A 20,037-nucleotide genomic window follows, 5' to 3' on the forward strand; every position below is an offset into this window, starting at 1 on the left:
TTCTTGTTATTGCTTGGCTGTAATCAATTGATCAAGTCTGATAGCAATGGCTGCCGCCTGTTCACGCGTAAGCGGACTGGACGGATTCACCTTGTTGCCTTCCCCAAGGATAATGCCGTTCTTGATGCTCAATGCTACTGCTTGTCTTGCCCATGCGGGAACTTTATCTTTATCGGTAAAACCAGCCAGAATCGCTGTTACTTCTGCATCGCTGATCTCACTCCCTGGGCTGACAAGGGTGAGCAGTCTGCCCAGCATCGTCATGGCTTCCATTCGTGTCAGCGTATCCTGAGGCGCATACTTGCCGCCTTCGAATCCGGTGACAATACCCAGCTGTGCAGCAATGGAGACGCTGCGGTTATACCAGCTGCTGCTGCCGACATCACTGAAGCCTGCAGAAGGTGCCTGTTTGTTCATCAGACCTGCGACGCGCAGCAGAATCGTTGGATACTCTGCTCGGGTCACTTTGCCGGTCGGATCAAAGGTATCTGCAGATTTGCCTAATACGAACAGCTTGGCGGAGGCAGCTGCAATACCGTCCTTGCCCCAGCCTGCAGGCATATCCTTGAAAGTCTTCTGATTGCGGATGAAGTAGAGGCTGCCTTCTCCGGTCAATTGCACATTCACTGCCGTACCGCTGCTGTCCAGCTTCCATGGCACAGTAGTCCAGTTACCGGCGGCATCCTTCAGCACAATTGCTGTAATTTCGTTTGCTGCAAGCGGCGAAGGAATGGCGATCTTGGCTGCAAGTGCCGGTGTCCAGCTGCCTACTGGCAGGTTAGCCGTTACCGTAATACCCTGTCCTGCGGCCATAAGCGTGAAGCCCTGCTGATCGGCTATTGTCTTCATGGCCTGCTGATCTGCAGTGCTGCTGCGGCCAATGCCCACCACAAGCTCACCATTCACAGCGGTAAGATTCTCAGGTTCAAGAACCAAACGACCCATAGGAACCTCGATAATCACTTTCTTCTTCGCTGCAACGGCCTGCTTGACAACATTCTGATCCACATGGATACTGAATGCTTTTGCAGCCGGATCTGCGGAACTAACCGTGAGATCGCTGCCCGCTGCGGCTTCTTTATCCGTAATCCGGATTACCGCTGTAAGCCCATTCCATTCAGTGACAACCGGCTGTCCGTTGACAGTTACTTGTGCGGCTGTATCTGGTGCTTGCTCTTCCACTGCGCCCGGTGTGGCAGCTCCACCACCACCGCCGCCGCCTGCTCCAGCACCGCTGCTGGACCATACAGTTGCTGTAACCTGACCCGCTGCCTTAACCAGCTTATCGGTAGATGTCCGCTTAGCGAGCACGATTACATCACCATAAGAAGCGCTGATTATGCCGTCCAGCGGAAGGAGCGGCCAAGAGCTGACATTATCATCGAAGGCCGGCAGCACGGCGCCGGAACGATAAACCTTATACGCAATCTGCTGTCCGGTCATATCCCCGGAGGAAGTAATTGTGATCTTGGTTCGGCTGCTGTCTGCATAAACATAAGAAGTGCTGGCTTGAATTGCACCAAGCTTCTCTGGTTTCGGTACGGCTACTGTTGCCGCAACCATGCCTTTGAGCGTTACACCCTCGGACACCTTATACTCTGCTTCAATTAAGCTGGAGCCTGTGGCAAGCGCCGTAACACTGCCGTCTGCCGACAAGGACACCGCATCGCCTACAGTAACTGTATAAGTCAGATTCTGCAGATCCTTACCGGTAATCGGCTGATCCTTGAATTTCGGCTTGCCGGTAATCTCGTCCTTGCCATCCGAGACTTTGAGATAAGCCTGAACTTTGTCCATTTCCCCCGGCTCCAGGTCCTTTTCCGCTCTTTTGAGAACCAGCGCTACAGGAACCTTGTAACCAGCGTTTGTAATATCCACAACCGCTGTATTCAGATTGCCTGCTTCATCTGCCGCCACAATATTAAGGGCTACAGACGGGTCAGCGGAGTTAATGGCCACTTCGCCGTTAAAGCTTCCCGTCAGCGGATCAACCGTGACAGGTGCAGAGACCTCAACCTCTTTATAGGTTCCGTCCTTCTGCTGTTCATTCACAACATATTTGACTGCCAGCAGGGTTCCGGTGGTTGTGGTCCCTGCTACACTTATCTTTCCGCTCTCTGTTCGTTCACCCGTTACCGGCTGATTAATATAGAGCACTGGAGCGATCGTATCTACAGTCATATACAGCATTGTGACCGAGATATCCTTGGTCGTCATGTTTCTGGCTCTCAGTTCAAGAGCAAACGGTCCGTCCGTCTGGAACTGGTCGAGATTCAGGACGCCTTGGCTTCCGCCCCCAGCCTTGTTCGTCAAAGCTACCGACCCGATGGACTTCTCAGCATTAAAGACCTCCACCGTCACATTGGACTGGTCTGAAGTGAGCGTCAGCTTCTGCTTCGTTTCACTGGTCAGCAGGTTAATGTAGTTTCCGGTATCCTGCACGGTACCAGATCCGCTTGCCACAGTAAGCTTCGGCAGGCTTGGAACCGGCAGCAGCTTCTTGCTGCTGTTCTGGTGCTCGGCATAGTGATAGTTCTGATTCTTGTCCGCATCTTCAGTTGGGACTGTTGCGGCAGTGACACCGACAACATACTCCGTTCCAACTTCCAGACCGGTATACTTCACCTTGGTCACATCCGTAACCGTTCCTTCAAGGCTGGTCGTATTCACTTCATCCGAAGTGGATAGGGCCTTCCAGCCTCCGATCAGAATTCCTTCATATTTACCAGTTGCTGCATTCCAGTAAGGCTGAAGATCTTCTTCGGTGAACAAAATTTCGCCAAATGGAGAATAAGACTCCAGCTTGCCGTTCACTTCTACCTGAGCATCAATTACGAAGCTATGCTCGTAAGCGCTATGTCCCGCTTTTGGGGCTCCCGGCTTGAAGGAGAGCGAGAACAGTCCGTTACCGGCAGGTACAACCAAGACGTCACTGACAACCTGCGGTGCAAGCGGATCAATGAGCTCGAATCGCTGCGGTGAAGTCTTTGTGCCGAAGGTTGCGCTGGATTTCAGCTCGGCCCGCAGATAATAATTGCCTTGTCTGAGCAGCCCGCGGATATCCTCGGGATTGCCCATCAGCGTTACATTCGTTACATCAATCACTTTACTGCCGCTGGTTATACCAGCACTGACAGAACCGCCGGCGCCAACAGGTACATCTTTGGCAATCAGCATCCCCGGATCTCCCGGTGAGAGCACCTCTTGCCCTTCCACGATAGTCTTTTCTGTTGTTACCGCATCTTCAGCCAGGTACAGATTCACTGTATCTCCTTCTGCTGCGTTGGCTACTTTCCAGGATGCCGTAAATTTATTGACATTCGAGCTATCCTTCGCGAGATTTACTTCGCTGAGCTGAGGCAGGGTTGGAACATTCATCAGCTTGGTTTCTACAGCCGAGACTGCAGTAAGCGTCCAGGTTCCGCCTTTCTTAGCTTCATTCTCAGGAATAATAATGTAAGCTCTGCGGATATCCACTTCATCATTAAGCTGTGATTTATCCGGTGATACATAGCTTGCAGGAATATATTGTGTAAAAGCATTGGCCTTAGGGTTAGGCTTGTCCGGATTGGCAAATGTTTCGAATACCACCGGATAATCATTGCCAGCAGCATCCTGCAGTTTAAATTGCGGCATATCCTTACTGCTGTATTCCATTTCAATAATCGCATTGCCGGTTGCAGCGCCCATTGGAATTTCATGAATTCTGCCGCCGTTCTTGACCGTAATGCCGCCTACGCCGACATTAACCGATCCGTTCTCAACAATTTTCACACCTTCTGCTACTTCACGGTAGATAATCTCCTGATTGTCTTCCTCAGAAGCCACGGCAGATGTGGCAAGGGTCTGCACACCTTCACCAATAATCATCAGGCGCGGTCCAAGATCGGGATCATCCACCACAAGCTGAATCATACCTTCCGGCAGCTGATCTGTTGAAGTACCGAACTCTATGCCTCCACTCCAGTAGTAGGTAATACCTAACGAAATGAAGAGAATGCCGATACTGCCCCATACCTTATCATTGTTGACCCCGAGGAACATGCTGGACAGCGGCATTCCGCCGACAACCGGAACATTGTTCGGAATCTGCACTTTCGATCCGATATACCCTTCAAAGTCAGTACGGTTCTTCTCCAGATTCTGTCCGACGAAGATTCCCGCCTTACCGATGATGATATCCCAGCCGCCGATATCCATGGCCGCTTCTACCCGCACGAACCATGGAGTCACCCATTGCGCTTCGAGCAGCGCTTTGGTAAGCATTGGAAGCCGGTCATCTTCCTCCGCTTCCGCATCTGCGGAGAAATCCAGCTTTCCTTCGATCTTGAGGCCAGTGCGCTTCACCGTCAGATCCACATCCCCGAAGAAGTACGCCGGGGCTATTCCGAACCGGAGGCCTACGCCTGCTTCAATGGTCAGCGGAAACGGATCCTGATCTGTTCCACCAGCGATGGTATCGGCCAACTCTCTTACAGCTCCACGTACTGCAGTCAGATAAGTCGCACCCGTAACAATGATACCTGGTGAAGGTAATTCTGCTCCGAAGGCGATTACATCCGGAAGGATCCGGCCGTCTTTTACCTTTTTGAGTGAGAATTCAATCTCCACACCCAGCATATTCTTCAGCTGTGCGGCGAATTGCAATCCATATTCATTGCCTACACCACCATCCTGCACGGCATGTTTAATTGTAACCTCACCACTAGGTGCATCTGGTCCTTCTTCTTCGTCCGCGTTCTTCTCTTTTTCCGGTCCGAACAAGCCCATCTCCTCGTTTAGATCGAAGCCGAGTGAAGCGTCTACGCCATAGAAGCCGGCGCTGTTGAATATTACATTCTTAATTTCTGCGCTTATTATCTTCAGGGACAATGAGCCGCCGAAGGAAATCCCGCTCTCTCTGAGGATGAAATCATTGAAGGAGAAGCCAAAGCCGTCAATAGCGAAGCTTGGTGCTCCAAACAGTGACTGTTTATTGAAGTACACATCCCCGATCATGACCTGGCGCAGCGGGTTCAGTCTGTCGCCCACGCCGCCAATGGCCCATTTCAGACTGCCGTTAAGACTGTCATCTTCCGGGTTGCCTTCATTGCCCTCTTCCTCTTCTTCCTCTTCTTCATCATCCTCCGGTGTTTCCACCTTGGACGGATTGTAATTCTCATCTCCAAGGGATTTGGAGAAGCCGTTGAAGAAATCAAGCGTCCATTCTCCCTTATGGAAGACAAAGCCGCTGCTAGCTACGCTTAGTGTTCCATCACCTTTAATGAACAAGGTATCCAGGAATGGGACATCATCCGGCAGGGAGTTCCCGAAGATGTCCAGCTTGCCGCGTACAAAAGCCAGGTCCTTGCCTGTATATGCTACGGCATCATTGATAATTGCCGGTTCAGTTTTGGTATCGACAATGACCTGTTCGTCCTTATTCGAGCCTACCTGCTTAATCATGCCTCGGATCGTAACTAGAATCTCACGATCGAATTCCGGTTCTTCCGCCTCCACTTCTTCCTTGAAGGCTTCAAAGTCTTCTTCCGTTGCAAACAATTTATAAGCATACATCGGAGTCTCGGCAAGCGCATCATCATCCATGAATTCACTGATATCAAATTCAGGATCTACCGCCTTGCTCGCTGCTCCGAACAATGCTTTGGTTTTTTTATAATCGGTAACAGCGGAATACAGGAAAGCCCCATCTTCAAACGACTCACCCGGGAACAGCGAATTCAGCTGATCCAGCAATTCACCCTCTACAGATGACCCGTTTGCCAGGCCGCTGATATCCACAGACTCCCTGTAAACGACCATTATGCCCGCTTCACGGATCCGCGTCTCATCATTATCTGTAACCAGGAAGGATTGCGGGGTAGTAATATCGTAAAGAGCAGCTACTTCCTCGTCGCCTCCGGCATCGCCTTTATAGTCGATCTCCACTGCGTATTCACCAAGCGGCAGCTCAGGTCCCAGTCCGGATTCCAGCACATTGCCGCCTTCATCCACCAGTTCCCCGCCGCGGTAAGTAATCCGCATGGCACCGGAGAAACCATCGTCTGTAGGCTGCATAACCACTGCATCCTGCACATTCACCTTGTACCGGCTTCCGGAGACCAGATCCTTGAGGTACAGGTCAAAGTTCGGTGCTGTGGTTGCATTGCCCGTATTATAGGCTTCAATGTTCGACAGATTCACAGTCAGATATTTCACATCTGAGCTATACAGCTCTGCCGGTGACAGAGCGTATGAATACGTAGCCGTTGCTTCGCCTACCGGCGGCAGCAGAATGAAGTTTGTACGGTTCGACTCATACTGGGCTTTGATGCCTTCATCCTCGATGCCCTCAATCTTGCCCTGCGTTTCCGGGCTTCTCGCGAAAATCATGTAATCCCGCGTTACCGGCCAAGGTCTGCCTTTAGCCTGAACACGGAAAGTCGCAGTGATGGCATCACCCGGCTTGTACTTCGGCTCTATTCCCATTGCAGCTTCCTCAGGAGAGGCTGACTTTTTGAATTCCAGCATTTTGCTGCGGTCATTCTCCAGGACAGGATTGCCACTTGCGTCCAGGACGTCTTTGCCACTCTCATCCTGCCTGACGAAGCTGAGACCGCTCTCCAGCGTCATCTCCACTTCGATCTTGGAGTGCTCCATATTGTAGGCCTGCAGATTCTCAACCTCGGCTGTGATCGTGAAGACTCCGCCCTCCACGTACTTCGACGGAACCGTCTCCCCTTGTTCCAGCGCAGCCGTAGCCAGCTGTTGAACCTGATCCACATAGCGGATCGAGAACACTTTATCCGGAGCGGTTATTTCTCCAAGCCCATAGACAGTCTCGAAGCTCTGGAAGCCTCCGGCAGCCAGCTTCTCCGGGTTCCAATAGAAGGCAACGGCGGAGTCCGCCGTGCCATAATCATTGGTGTCTCTAGTGAAGTCCAGGTTGGGATGCACTTCATAATCCCATTTCGTATTCGCCAGGCCGTTCCAGTGCCCGACAATCATTTCATCCACAATATTAATGTTCTGTTCGGCAAAGTTATTGAAGCCATAGGCAACGACATTGGTTGCCTGAGGATTAGTCAAATCCAGCTTGTCGCGCATTACCCAGTAAGAAGGAATCTTGAAGTATGCTCTGTCCTCTTCAGGGATTCCGGCATTATCCTCCGGATTATGCACCAGCTTCCGCTCTACCTGAAGCGGTGACTTGTAAGCTGTTCCAATCTGGAACTGCGGCCCGTCGTTTCCGCCGACCATCGTATCCAGCAGGATCCGGCTTCCGATCTGAACCTGCGCATTGCTCCGGTTATTCACTTCATAGCGGATGTTGACATTTCCGGAGTTTACAGCATCCTTGCTGTCGGTGTAGAGCATCAGAATCTGCTTAATCTCTACGCCTTTAATCTTCCAGATCATCTCCAGCTGCTTCGTGCCATTCGAATTCTCTACCACCTTGGGTGTAGTAGTCTCTGAATAATGACTGTTGTCAAACTTGTACTTATTCCCGTAAATATAATCGGTTCCGTCAATCCGGAACGTCGTGAACGACGTTTCCGGATCATCTCCCTGGAACAGCAAGTTTACGTTGTTGTCATTCTTGCGGATGGGCTGGCCATCCACGGTCCGAATCCCGTAGCGTCCGGTTTCATTATCCACAGTAACCTTAATAAAGTTATTCTCTACAACAGTTGTCTTTGTACTGCTGGCCGCCTCCACAAGCGCATGAAAGCTCTCGGAGGTGGACAGAAATACCATGATTATTGTGAGCATGAGCGCGGTAGCGCGTTTGAGCAGCTTCACCATGTATTCCCCCTGTTTATCTTTCATTTATTTCATGTTGCCAATAAAGAAGGTGGCAAACTCGCGGTCCCGCTCCTGTGTTCTCACGACAATGGTGTACCAGCCTGTTTTCGGGAAGGTGACTTTAAATTGACTGCTCACGAGTTCGTCATAAGTCAGCTTCTGCTTCACCAGCTTCAGCTGTCCTTCGCGGTACAAACCAGGGTAATACAGAATATCAAATGTTCCTGCCTGGTTGACCTTGTCTACTCCGGCTACCTTCATAATGTTGTAGCCTGATACCTTAAAGGTAAGTGTATTGGTATTGAACAGTGCAGACTCTCCGGAGGATGCCGAGATTAAGGTATCGTTACCGAAGATCAGCAGTCCGCCATCCTTCACGACCACCACATCCTGATAAACAACCGTCTCATTTCCTACCTGGTCAACCGCCGTATACGCTACATGCTGGCGTCCAAGCTTGCTGAGATCCAGCCCGCTGATCGATACCTTCACACCCGCTGCTTCCGATACATTATCGGAAACTGTGAAGCCGCCGAGATCTGCGCGGAAGTTAAAGTCTTTCTTGTTCTGGACAATACCTGCTGTTTCGTTATTCAGTGTCAGCTCAGGCGGTGTGTTATCAAGACCCGCTATTGTAACCGGAACCTTGTTCACATTGCCCAGAAGATCCGAGATGGCGACTACCGCGGACCCGCTGCTCTCAAAGGCACGTGAGTAGCTGAACGTTCCATCAGCTTTACTGATCTGATTCGAATAAGCTGCTCCGCCCTCAATAGGTCTTACTCCGAAGAACATTTTATTAGGTGCTGTGACGCTGCCGCTAATCGTAACCTTCACTTTACCCTTGGCATATTTCTGTCCGCCGATCGTAACAATCTGATCGGCCGGAACAGCTTTGCCTTCCGCATCTACAAAGGTGTAGGCAATCTTATCCGCTTCAGGCGGTGCGGAGAGAATATTCGTAACCTTCTCTTTAATGACCGTCGTATTGCCGTACTCATCTACAACTGTGAAGGAGGCTGTTCCATTCTCAGTCAGTGTAATACTCTTGGCCTGACTGAGAATGTTAATAGCTTTAGCCGAGGCATCTGCCTTCTCAACCGTTACTGTAGCGCCGGTGGAGAATAGCACATTGCCGTTATTGTCCTTCACGGTATTGAAGCTGCTGCTGCCGTTCAGGCCATATTGGTAGGAACGGACCACTTTCACCTTCGGAGCTTCCTTGTTAATGTTCTTAACCGTGGCTTCGACGGTATTTGTATTCCCGGCCGCGTCCTTAATCTCAAAGACGAAGGTACCATTTTCCTTGAAGGTGTAGGCATTTTTGCCGCCATTGTTCGTAATCGTTACCGGCTCAGAGGTACTCTGAAGATAGGCGACCACATTGCCATTCGTACTTACCATGTTCGAGTACTCAACCGTTCCTTCCGGCTTGGTTCCATCAATATTCTTCACGACCAGATACAATGTATCTGTACGGTCCGGATCACCGAGATCGGTCAGATCGAAGCTATAGTAACCATTCTCATAGATCTTGAATGCATTCCCGGTCCGCACAGGCACCGAAGGGTTAATCTTCGAAGGCATCACGCGGATACCCGGCGGAAGCGTGATCTCAATATCTGCACCAACCGTGGCATTTACCGGACTGTTAACACTGAGCGTTGCAAGCGCATAGACGGGCTGTTCGGTTGTAGAAGCGCCCTCGATATCAAGCTTGGCCGCTTCACTGATCAACCCGCCCGGTGTTCTGTACTTGACCCACACCTGTAGCTGCGTCGGATCACCAGTCGGAACCTTCACGGCTACGAAGTTGGTATAAGGCTTCCAGTTGATCCAGCTCGCACCGTTATCAGGTGATACCGAATATTCATAACCCGTTTTGTCCTCTGTCTCGAGGCTCAGCTTCACAATCGCTGTGTAGCCATCCTTCGCATCACCGGACAGATAGATGAGAGAAGAATCTGCTTCAGCCGGTGGCGTATCCGATTTTGAAGAGGCTGAAACTTTGAAGGTCCCCGTGCTTGCCGTTACAGAGCTGTTTCCTGCCCCGTCAACCGCGAGTACATAGATTTTGTAATCAGCAAGTTCTCCTGCCTTCAACGTTTTGTCGTCAATAGACACCGATCCGCCTGCAGGGACGTTCAGCCAGTCTGCAGAGGACTCTGTAGGCACTATTGCACCTGCATCTTGTTTTACCCATTGATATTTGCTGACAAGTCCTGTTTTGCTATAGAATTCTGACACGTTTACCCGCGTCTTCTGTTCCGGAAGCGGATAAGCAATAGCGTTAGGGCTTAAGGTAACCACCGGTGCTTCATTGTCAAAATAATAAGCTTTCGAATAGTAATACGTTCTGTCGCTGTGCTTCACCATAAGATGAATGTATTGCGTTCCGTTCAATTCAGAATTAGCCGGAATGACATAGCTGTAGGTGGCTTCACTTACAGAAGCATTAAGTCCCATCGCTGCCAGCTTGGTATCCGTGTTATCTTCTGTTGCCTCCGCTGCGGTATCTGCTGCCGGTTCAGTGGCACCTGCTGAAGCAGCAGGTGTAGCTTCCGGCTCGGCACCGCTCTCTGGTGCCGGAGTTTCTTCAGCCGCCAGTGGGGTCAGTTCAGGCTGAACCGGTCCTTCGGACAAGAGCTTAAGGATAGCCACCGGTCCGATGTTTGCCGTAACTTCCGGTTCTGCCGGAGCATTCGGCTCTGCTGGAGCTTCAGGCTGAGTAGTCTCTTCCCTGCTGTCTAAGGAATTTTCCAATGACAAAGGTTGTATCAGCTCCGTACTTGCTTCAAGGCCTGTATATTCATTGTCGGACTCAGGATGAATGGAGCTGCTGCTGATGGCATAGCCCACATAATCCGGGGTCACTCCGCTGATCTGGAACATAACATCATGACTCCGAACGTAGTCAGGATTAGCTTCCGGTGTGAACTGCGTCGGAATCGTAGCCTCTGAACTTACAACAACCGCCTTTTCCTGCGGTGTCTTGACCGTTTCGTTGCCCGCATTATCGAGTGCCTTCAGATAGAGCCAGTAAGCGCCATCCTCATCAATATCCTCATAGGTAGACCGGGTTACAGTAGTCCCGGAGTATGATGTATCGGCCCATTTGATGTCCTGCGGTGAATCCCCGTCCTTCACCCATTGATACTGCACGCTCTTGACTCCGCTATGCGGGTCCTTCACAAGAGCTTGCACAGTGGTGGTGTCCTCGGCGGCCATTGTAATGACAGGTCCCTGGTTGTCCAGCTTCAGGATACCTACTTCATGGGTCCAGTTGGAATCATCCTGTTTGAAATCGTCAGCTTTCCAGACACTCAGGTCGCCGTATTGTCCAACAGCGGCCAGTGCCTGATTGTCAGCATAGAAGATTTTATCTGCCTTCGAACCCGGTGCTTCTGCAATCCAGGCATCATACTGCGCCTGATGGCTCGCCACATAAGCCTTTTTCTTCTCATACTGCATCAGCTCTCTGGCTGAATCCCAGGTCATATCAGCAGTCCAGGTATGCAGGTACCATTCCCCGCTGTTTCCTTCCTCGAACGCTTCAGGCGGAGGAGAGAGCAGGTTGGTCTTGTTATTCACTACCGACAGCTGTACATTCTGGAATTCTCCGGGATACAGCTCTTCCGACGGCTGTTTGGCAGAGAGCGCGTAACGCTTGAGTGCCGCGTTATTGTCTCCGGATACAGAAGCAAACGGATCCGCTTTATCCTGACTCCACCAGTAGTAGACAAGCCCAACGGATGGCGATGCTTCCGCACTCATATTCGAAGGCCGGTAGATTCCGCGGCTCGGCCGCTCTGCACCACGGTCTGCTTCAGTCGGATCAAGGTGAGGTACTTTAATCGAAGGATCATTGGCATCGATCGTTACCTTACCTTTTTTCGAATAGGCCGTATCACTCGCGCCGCCTGCCTCGAACCGGTACCCGATAATCGGCATCGTATTGTCGATGAACAGGTTCGCCCAGTCAATCTTAGAGTTGGCGAGCGACAAGTCACTGCCGTAAGGATCAATTTTCTCTTCATGTATTCCATCAAAGTTAGCAGGCTGAATCATCAGGTTGCCTGCGTAATCCTGGATAACATCCGTATCCATATTGATAGGCAAGCTGCCGCCCTTGGCATCATTAGATACGGCAACGGCCTTGAGCAACGGTGTTTCCACGGTTAGTCCGTCAGGCACTGTCATGCGGAAGGTCCAATTTCTTGTATTCTTGCCTGCAACATAATAGGCTTTCATTCCGTTATTGAAAAGAATAAAGGTTTTCTTCTCATCCCAGCCGGTTTTGGCAATTGCCTCTTCCGTCATCTGCAGGGTGAAGTCAATAACATCTCCCTTATTCAGCGTCACACCGGTCAGAATCTCCGGTTGAATGCCGTTAGCGGTCTTGGAATACTTCGGACGCACCGCATCCACGATGACGCGGAAGCCGCCCCGATCGAAATCAAACGGGTTCCCGCTTTTATTGTTCAGCCAGGCATTGCTGCCGCTGCTCGGTACAGTGTTGAGATTTACAACTGCTTTATTCCCTGCCGCATCACTGAGCACGGCTTCTTTCAATTTATTATCCAGCGACAGATCCATCGGTGCTCCACCGGTGGTTCCCCCGGTAATTAGCGGTTTCAGGGGAAGATTGCCGCTGTTATGAAAAGGAACTCCGGTATATCTATAGGATATTTTCTTCTGGTATGAATCCAGGTTGTTCTCATTAAAGCTTGTATTCTGCAGATACTGCTGTTGTCCGGCTGCCGGAAGTCCGGTGTCCGGATCATTAATGAACAGCTTGTGCCGCAGGAAATAATCCGAGTTTGCCTTCACCACCGAAGTCGGTCTAACCGGCTCGCTGAAATTGTAGCTGAGTGTGATGTTCTCATCTCTTTTGACATACAGCTCTTTCTGATTAATATTCTCGTTCAACCGTTCAGCACCGTTGCCGGTAAAGGTATAGTTGTCAATCACCGGACGCTTAAGGTCCTGGAACTTGAGATAGAAGCCGCGTACCCCTGCTGCTTCACCGTCGTCATCCCCTTCTCCATATACCCATACTTTAATTTTGGAGGTAGGTGTAATACGGGCTGTAGCCGTTTTGTTATATTTCTGACTACTGCCAGTTCTTTCTTTGATAATATCCCTTCCGTCGATGGTCACCGTAATTGCCGAATGACGTGTCCACAGGAACCCGGAGTGACGCCGCAGAACCGCAAAACCTGTAATCATCTCTGCTTGTCCGCTCTCCGCCATGGCCTTCAATAACGGATTTTTGGCTACGTCAACCTCGAACGTGACCGTTGCTTCATTATCATCGAGACCGGCATAAATATCACCGGTTGCCCAATCCATTCTGGCATCTTTGTCTGTTTCAGTCTGGGCGAAGCCTTCTTCCAGATTGTTGTAAAAGTTACCAAAGGCGTTCTCTGCAGGGTAGCTCAGATTCCCCACATGCGCTCCGTTCTTAAACGTTACCTCAAAATCATCACCCGCAGCTTCTGCCAAGCCGCTCCATGAACTGGGCATTAGCGTCAGTAATATACTGAGAATCAAACTTAGCGAGGTATATTTCTTCAATTTCCTGCTCATTAACAATGTGATGCTCCCCCTTATTCGTTCATCATTTCCTGTCCGGCGTGTAGCAAGATTCGCTACAGCTTCTATTAGCTCCCTTAGCCCCCGCATTCTCCTTTCGCTTGCCATCCCGCGGACCAAAAACAATTAAATTCTAATTACTGCAATTATCATATCTGCGATCCATTCTATCAGGCCGCTCTAAACAAACTCTTAACAATTCTCGACAAAAGTCGTTTCAAATGGTCCTGAATAGGGTAATTGTCCCGAAAATATGAAAAAAGTCGCGTTTTATTCAAAAAAAATGTCTAAAAACACAAAAAAAGCAGCACCCAGATGAACTGGTGCCGCTTCTTAACATCCCTATATCTTATCGATCTCACAAACCATCCGCTAAAATAAAATCCTTACTTCCCTACCGGAGCCCGGCCAATTGCCGCGCCTACCTTATGCAGGATATTCGCCATGGAGGCAGCATCCTTCACATCATATTCGTCAATGTTCAGTCGCAGCACCGGGCAAGCGCTGAACTCGTTAATCCACTGGGAATACCGGCCATGCATATGCTCCCAGTAGGAGACATCCGTCTGAATCTCCATCTCGCGCCCGCGCTCATTGATCCGGGTCAGAATCGAAGGCAGGCTGCCTTCAATGTAGATCAGCACGTCAGGATGCGGGAAATACGGAGTCATCACCATCGCCTCGTACAGGCTGGTGTAAGTTTCATAGTCGGTTTTTGACATCGTGCCCTGATCGGCATGCATTTTGGCAAAAATCCCTGTGTCCTCGTAAATTGAACGGTCCTGCACGAACCCTCCGCCCAGCTCGAACATCTTCTTCTGCTCCTTGAAGCGCTCTGCGAGGAAATAGATCTGCAGGTGGAAGCTCCACCGCTCAAAGTCATGGTAGAACTTCTCCAGATACGGATTATGATCTACCTGCTCAAGTGACGTCTGAAACTGCAGGCGTTCCGCCAGAGCTGCGGTCAGGGTCGATTTGCCGACGCCCACCGTGCCGGCTACCGTGATAATTGCATTGTCCGGGATGTTGTATGAGTTCATTTCATAAGCTCCTTTAATTGTTCCGCGATTGCGGCGAAGTCTTCCGGGTTCTCTACAAAGTCGACCTTGTTGCCATCGATGGTAATAATGACTGTAGAGGGTTCGCGGCGGGCCAGTGAAGCCATCGCATCGTCATAATCCTCGATCAGCTGCTGCAGATAAGCAGGCGCAATGATCTCTTCGAACGTACGGGCACGTTTGGCAATTCTGGCCAGCAGCGTATCCAGATCGGCACGAATGTAGAAGATGATATCCGGCTTCGGAAAATCATCAGTCAGGATATGATAGATCTCCCGGTATTTGTCCCGTTTCGATCCCTTCAATGTCCGTTCCCCGAAGATCAGATTCTTATAAATATGATAATCCGAAATGACCGGCTTACCTTTATCTATGTACTGGGTCGTAGTGTCTTCAAGCTGCTTAAACCGGTTGCAGAGAAAAAACATCTCCAGTTGGAAGCTCCAGTCGTCCATATTCTGATAGAACTTGTCCAGAAACGGATTTTCATCCACGATTTCTTTAATGACCGGAAGCTGCATTTCGCTGGCGAGCATCGTGGCGAGGGTTGTTTTACCGGCTCCAATTGGACCCTCCACGGCTATAAAAGGTGCATGTTTCATTAACGCTGATTTCCTCCTCAAATACGGACAATGCCGGGTACAGCTTATTAAATATCGGTGCACAAATCAAATTCCACAAAAAACAGACTAAATCATTGTAACACAGGAGGGCCGGCTATGAACGGTTAATTTTCAAAGAAACTTTCCGCCCTCATACAGCGTCTATATGGAAGGAAATATATTCTTTTATTTACCTATATCAGTAAAAATAACATTGAGGGTAGAGGGTGCTTTTATGAAAAAAAGAAATCTGCTTGTGAGCTTGATCATGGGTCTGACCGCGGTTCTGAGCATTGGTAATCCTGAGACGGGCTCAGCTGCAAGTGCTTCCGGGGTCGCCTCTTATGGAGCCAATTATCTGATTAAGGATGATGGTTCCCTCTGGGTCTGGGGCGACACCAAATCTGTCCCTACACAGGTTCAGGGGTTAAGTGATGTACAAGCTTCCTTTCCCCTGTGGAACAGCGCGCTGGTTACGGCCAGGGACGGCTCTGTCTGGAACTGGGAGACCAACGCCCGGACGATGGAAATAGAAGTTACTCCGATCGCTGAATTAACGAATATGACGGACTTCTTAAGCCTGGAGAGCCGCCGAGTAGCAATCACCGGAGAAGGCAAGGTGCTTATTGCTGTGACGACACCTGACGGTGCGGAGACGACTTCTTTTTCACCAGTCCCCGGTATAGATCAAGTTGCTGCTGTCTCCGGATACAGCGAGAGTAACGGGCAAAGCTATTGGCGGCGTTTCCTGTTCTTGAAGACGGACGGTACGGTATGGACCACCTTTGACGAATTTGCCACCCTCACGCCTGTAGCTAGTCTGACGGACATCACCCAGCTTGAACAGAATTACGCTCTCCGCAAGGACGGCAGTGTCTGGACGTGGCCTATCCAGAATTCTTATCAACCGGAGACTCTTGGCGATGCTACTAAGCTTACAGCCACCCGCATGCCCGCCTTATCCAGCGTAAGTATTCTGCGCAACAACGGACGTACCCGGCTCGCCATTGACGGGCAATCCCGTTTATGGTTCTGGGGCTCAACGGTCACAGGATACTCCGATGGAACTACTTATGCGGATCAACCCGTTCCCGTCCTTTTCTCAGGAATCAGCAAGGTGACCGATGCTTACATCGTCGAACACTCTATTGTTGCGCTGACCTCAGACGGCAAGGTATATGCGGCTTCTACTGAGACGACCCGGATGTCTCCGGACGCTCCGTTCACTCTGCTCACTTCCGATGTTCAGTCCATGAAGGGCGGCGGAAGACATATTATTATGCAAAAGAAAGACGGCACCCTCTGGGGCTGGGGTGTGAACAAGAATGCTCAGCTCGGATATGGCACCTATGAGTTCAGCTATAAAAACCCTGTCCCGATGCAAAAACCGGTCTCCGTCACCCTGAACGGCGAATCTGTCGCCTTCACGAACGGGGTAATTACCCGGAACGGGCAGAATTTCATTCCGCTGCGCTCGTTGTTCAGCAAGATGGGGGCCACCGTCGGTTATTCTATGGATAAGATAGCTACCATTACCGGCACCGGGAAAGACAAATCGCCATTGACCATTGTGATTAATACCGTGAGCGGAGCCACAACAGTAAATGGTAAAAGCATTACACTGCTTACTCCGCCTTTTGTAGTCAACGGTGCCGTCTATCTGCCGCTGCGCTTCATCAGCGAACAGCTTGGGGCCACGGTTGAATGGCTGCCGCAGGAGAGCAGAATTGCAATAAGTCTGAAATAGGGGGAGCAGCAGTCTATGCAAGAAAACGAATGGTATGTTTATCACATTGTAACCCGGAACAAAATGAATCTGGGGCAGATCATCAATTTTGACCAAAACCAAAAAAACACCTTATATCACTTCTTTTTCGAGAAGGAACAGATGAACTCCAAAGGTGAAGACTTTATGCAAATTTTGCACGGTCACTATACAAATGACGGCATAAGCATGGATAAAGAGAATGCAGATGTGGCACTTAGATATATGGGGCAGACTATCCGGGCGATTCGAGAGGTAATCGTTGAAATGGTTAGAATGCAGGAATATCCTGAATATCCTTCACGGTTGTCATGCTTATACGCTGCGAAGAGCTATGAAGACGCTCTGAAATGGAAAGAAATCTTCGTATCTCATCATCGAAAAGTATTGCAGATCGTAAAACTTCGCGTGAACGGGAATATCTTTGAAGGTGATGGTACTCTTTTGCCAAAAGAGGATGGCCTCCCTTTCTCCCGCAAAATCGAACAAGCCCGGGAATATTGGAAAGGCAATACCCATAACCAACTTCCTGAGCTGTTGATTAACGGTATAATCGAAGTCGCAGAAATTATTGATGAATTCTAATGTTGTATAATGGTAGTTAAATAAAACAGCGACAGTCCAGGACTTCATTCTTAAGTCCTTTGCTGTCGCTGTTTCAGTTTCTAGGTAAGCCTATTACTCATTTATTTGCTGACACCACTCAGCCGGCCCGGCCCGCTGTACAGGTAAGCTTAATTTCAGATTGTGCTTACCCGACCGGCCCGCCAAACCGCGAAGCCCTAGCCGCACATGCATTTGCCAGCCGGCTCCGCAGCGAAGTCAGCCAATCCGGCTCATTCTCTCCCTGCTCCGCTGCGGATCTCAAGATCCGTGCATAGCCATACAGATCGGCGAACCGTCTGCATGCTGCCATGGAGGGTCCGTCCTGCGGCAGCGGGCGGCGGCTGACATAACCGCTCATGAAGATCCGCTTCTTGTGCTCATATTCCTCCGGCGCTGCCTCTCCCTCCAGGCTATCCAGTGCCTGTTCAATATCCATAGCATACCAGTGGTACATCGCATCATCGAAATCAATGGCGTTGATGGTATCCGAGGCCTCGTCATAGAACACATTGTCGAGCTCAAAGTCATAATGGATCAGCCCGTAATTCTCAGGCGTGACAGGTTGTCCGGCAAAATATTCTTCCAGCAACCTTGCCTCGGCCACAGCCGCTTCTTCCCCGGGAAACTCAGCCAACACGGACAGAATCCATTCCAGCACAGCTTTGTGCGTCCATCTGCCAGGCTGTACAGGCGTGTATTCATTGGACAATTGATGAAGCTGGCCCAGCGCTTCACCATATTTATATACGATATGATCATTAAGCTCTGTGCTCCCCAGTTGCACCCCAGCTACCCGCTTAAATACGGAAGCGTAGTATGGCCCCCATGGGGTCTCGGCTTCAATAAGCTCCGATCCTGTACGCGATGTTACTGCTTCAAGCACACCATACCCGTGCTCACGCAGGTAAGCGATGAACTCAAGCTCTGCCAGTATATTGTCCTTCTGCTTCTCAGCTACTGGCGCGAACCGCAGCAATTGGCTATGCCCTGCATTCTCAAACGGATACACCGCATTGGAAGAGATCCGGTAATACTGGAACAGATGCAGCGACTCCGGATCATGTTCCCAATTCCCCAGCAGCATCGCCGCCAGTTCCTCATTCTTGTGCAGATATTGTAATTTCAGCATGCATAGCAGCTCCCTATAGGTTAGTCAACAGAGGAAGACGCAGCATTAACTTGAATCACCATTCTTGGGCTCGCAGTCTTCAGCTTTCTGTCTCTATCCTCTGTCCTTTATCTTTACTCATTGTTCTTCTCTGTTCCTTCTTCTGTCTTCCGCTTCTCTCACCGCAACTGCAGCAGCTACCCGTTCGTATAACCCGGCCGATCTTAATCATGCCGCTCACTCCCTTCACGTTCAAATCATTCTCTGTTCAATGCTACGCCAGATGCAGATTATGGGCAATGTAACAAACTTTTTTAAGTATGTTTTACAAGTAAATCTCGCCGAAAAAAAGCCAGAACACTTCACATCAGAAGTGTCCTTTCTCCCGCAGCAAAAACTCACTTTAGGAGTTATTAGGTTTTTTGCTCCTTTGCTTCTTTTGATTCTTCTATTTCTTGTGATTCTTGTGATTCTTCACTCTCTTCGCTTCCTTCGCTTCCTTTTGGAGCTCAACGGAGCTAAATTGTTGTACTTTTTACAAGATTTGCGTCCATTTGGCGGTCGCATTCACGAATTGTTGTACTTTTTACAAGATTTTAAGCTGATCAGCCGATCTGAGCTTTAAAATGTTGTATTTTGTGCAAGTTTGGAGCTCAACGGAGCTAAATTGTTGTACTTTTTACAAGATTTGCGTCCATTTGGCGGTCGCATTCACGAATTGTTGTACTTTTTACAAGATTTTAAGCTGATCAGCCGATCTGAGCTTTAAAATGTTGTATTTTGTGCAAGATTTCCCTTATTCAGCCGATCCGCGCCACGAATTGTTGTATTTTATGCAAGATTTTCGCCCATTTGGCGGCTGCATACACAAATTGTTGTACTTTTTACAAGATTTGCGTCCATTTGGCGGTCGCATTCACGAATTGTTGTACTTTTTACAAGATTTTAAGCTGATCAGCCGATCCGAGCTTCAAAATGTTGTATTTTGTGCAAGATTTCCCTTATTTAGCCGATCCGCGCCGCGAATTGTATTTGGCGGCTGCATACACAAATTGTTGTACTTTTTACAAGATTTGCGTCCATTTGGCGGTCGCATTCACGAATTGTTGTACTTTTTACAAGATTTTAAGCTGATCAGCCGATCCGAGCTTCAAAATGTTGTATTTTGTGCAAGATTTCCCTTATTTAGCCGATCCGCGCCGCGAATTGTTGTATTTTATGCAACATTTCCGGCAGGTCGGCGGATTAGGGGCAGCAGGTAGTGGTGGGCTGTAAGTAGTAGGTTGTACGCTGGGTTGTATGATGTGGTTTGAGCTGGGTTGTACGCTGACCTTTATCGTGGGCTGTATGGTGGGTCGTATGGTGCGTTGTATGGTGAGCAGTATGGCGTGTTGTACGCTGACCTGTATCGTGGGTCGTATGGTGGTTGTATGGTGAGTAGTATGATGTGTTGTATGGTGAGCAGTATCGCGTGTTGCACGCTAACCTTTATCGTGGGTCGTATGTTGAGTAGTATAG

At 49.7% G+C, this 20,037-nt stretch carries 8 protein-coding genes; 3 read left to right on the plus strand and 5 right to left on the minus strand.

Annotated elements, in window-relative coordinates; genetic code table 11:
• Window positions 1–6: 6 nt before the first annotated feature.
• The 4 genes from QW71_RS22285 to QW71_RS22300 all read right to left on the minus strand — a co-directional run bounded on the left by QW71_RS22285 (window position 7) and on the right by QW71_RS22300 (window position 15,040).
• Complete coding sequence (locus QW71_RS22285) at window positions 7–7,785, minus strand: S-layer homology domain-containing protein (RefSeq protein ID WP_039303941.1); 7,779 nt, start codon at window positions 7,783–7,785, stop codon at window positions 7–9.
• Window positions 7,786–7,809: 24 nt separating this feature from the next.
• The gene (locus QW71_RS38160) at window positions 7,810–13,374 is read right to left on the minus strand and encodes a hypothetical protein (RefSeq protein WP_052770133.1); all 5,565 of its coding nucleotides are present in this window, start codon (window positions 13,372–13,374) and stop codon (window positions 7,810–7,812) included.
• A gap of 392 nt (window positions 13,375–13,766) precedes the next feature.
• Window positions 13,767–14,420 (minus strand): deoxynucleoside kinase, encoded by a 654-nt coding sequence (locus tag QW71_RS22295; RefSeq protein ID WP_039303943.1) that lies wholly within the window; start codon window positions 14,418–14,420, stop codon window positions 13,767–13,769.
• Window positions 14,417–15,040 carry a deoxynucleoside kinase gene (locus tag QW71_RS22300; RefSeq protein WP_039303946.1) on the minus strand — a complete coding sequence of 208 codons (624 nt, stop codon included), beginning with the start codon at window positions 15,038–15,040 and terminating at the stop codon, window positions 14,417–14,419. Before QW71_RS22300 ends, QW71_RS22295 begins: the two co-directional genes overlap by 4 nt.
• 235 nt (window positions 15,041–15,275) lie before the next feature.
• On the opposite strand from QW71_RS22300, the gene QW71_RS22305 reads away from it, so the two are divergent.
• A complete protein-coding gene (locus QW71_RS22305) occupies window positions 15,276–16,787 on the plus strand; it encodes a stalk domain-containing protein (RefSeq protein ID WP_039303950.1) in 1,512 nt (503 codons plus the stop codon).
• 15 nt (window positions 16,788–16,802) lie between these two features.
• Window positions 16,803–17,390 carry a DUF2441 domain-containing protein gene (locus tag QW71_RS22310; RefSeq protein ID WP_039303953.1) on the plus strand — a complete coding sequence of 196 codons (588 nt, stop codon included), beginning with the start codon at window positions 16,803–16,805 and terminating at the stop codon, window positions 17,388–17,390.
• A gap of 166 nt (window positions 17,391–17,556) precedes the next feature.
• Here QW71_RS22310 and QW71_RS22315 read toward each other — a convergent pair whose 3' ends face one another.
• Window positions 17,557–18,540 carry a phosphotransferase enzyme family protein gene (locus QW71_RS22315; RefSeq protein WP_039303956.1) on the minus strand — a complete coding sequence of 328 codons (984 nt, stop codon included), beginning with the start codon at window positions 18,538–18,540 and terminating at the stop codon, window positions 17,557–17,559.
• A 64-nt stretch (window positions 18,541–18,604) separates the two neighbouring features.
• Between QW71_RS22315 and QW71_RS39955 the strand changes: the two genes are divergently transcribed.
• The gene (locus tag QW71_RS39955) at window positions 18,605–19,144 is read left to right on the plus strand and encodes a hypothetical protein (protein ID WP_152679830.1); all 540 of its coding nucleotides are present in this window, start codon (window positions 18,605–18,607) and stop codon (window positions 19,142–19,144) included.
• Window positions 19,145–20,037: the final 893 nt, after the last annotated feature.

This window comes from Paenibacillus sp. IHB B 3415 (assembly GCF_000802655.2).
GTDB classification, from domain to species: Bacteria; Bacillota; Bacilli; order Paenibacillales; family Paenibacillaceae; genus Paenibacillus_AQ; species Paenibacillus_AQ phytohabitans.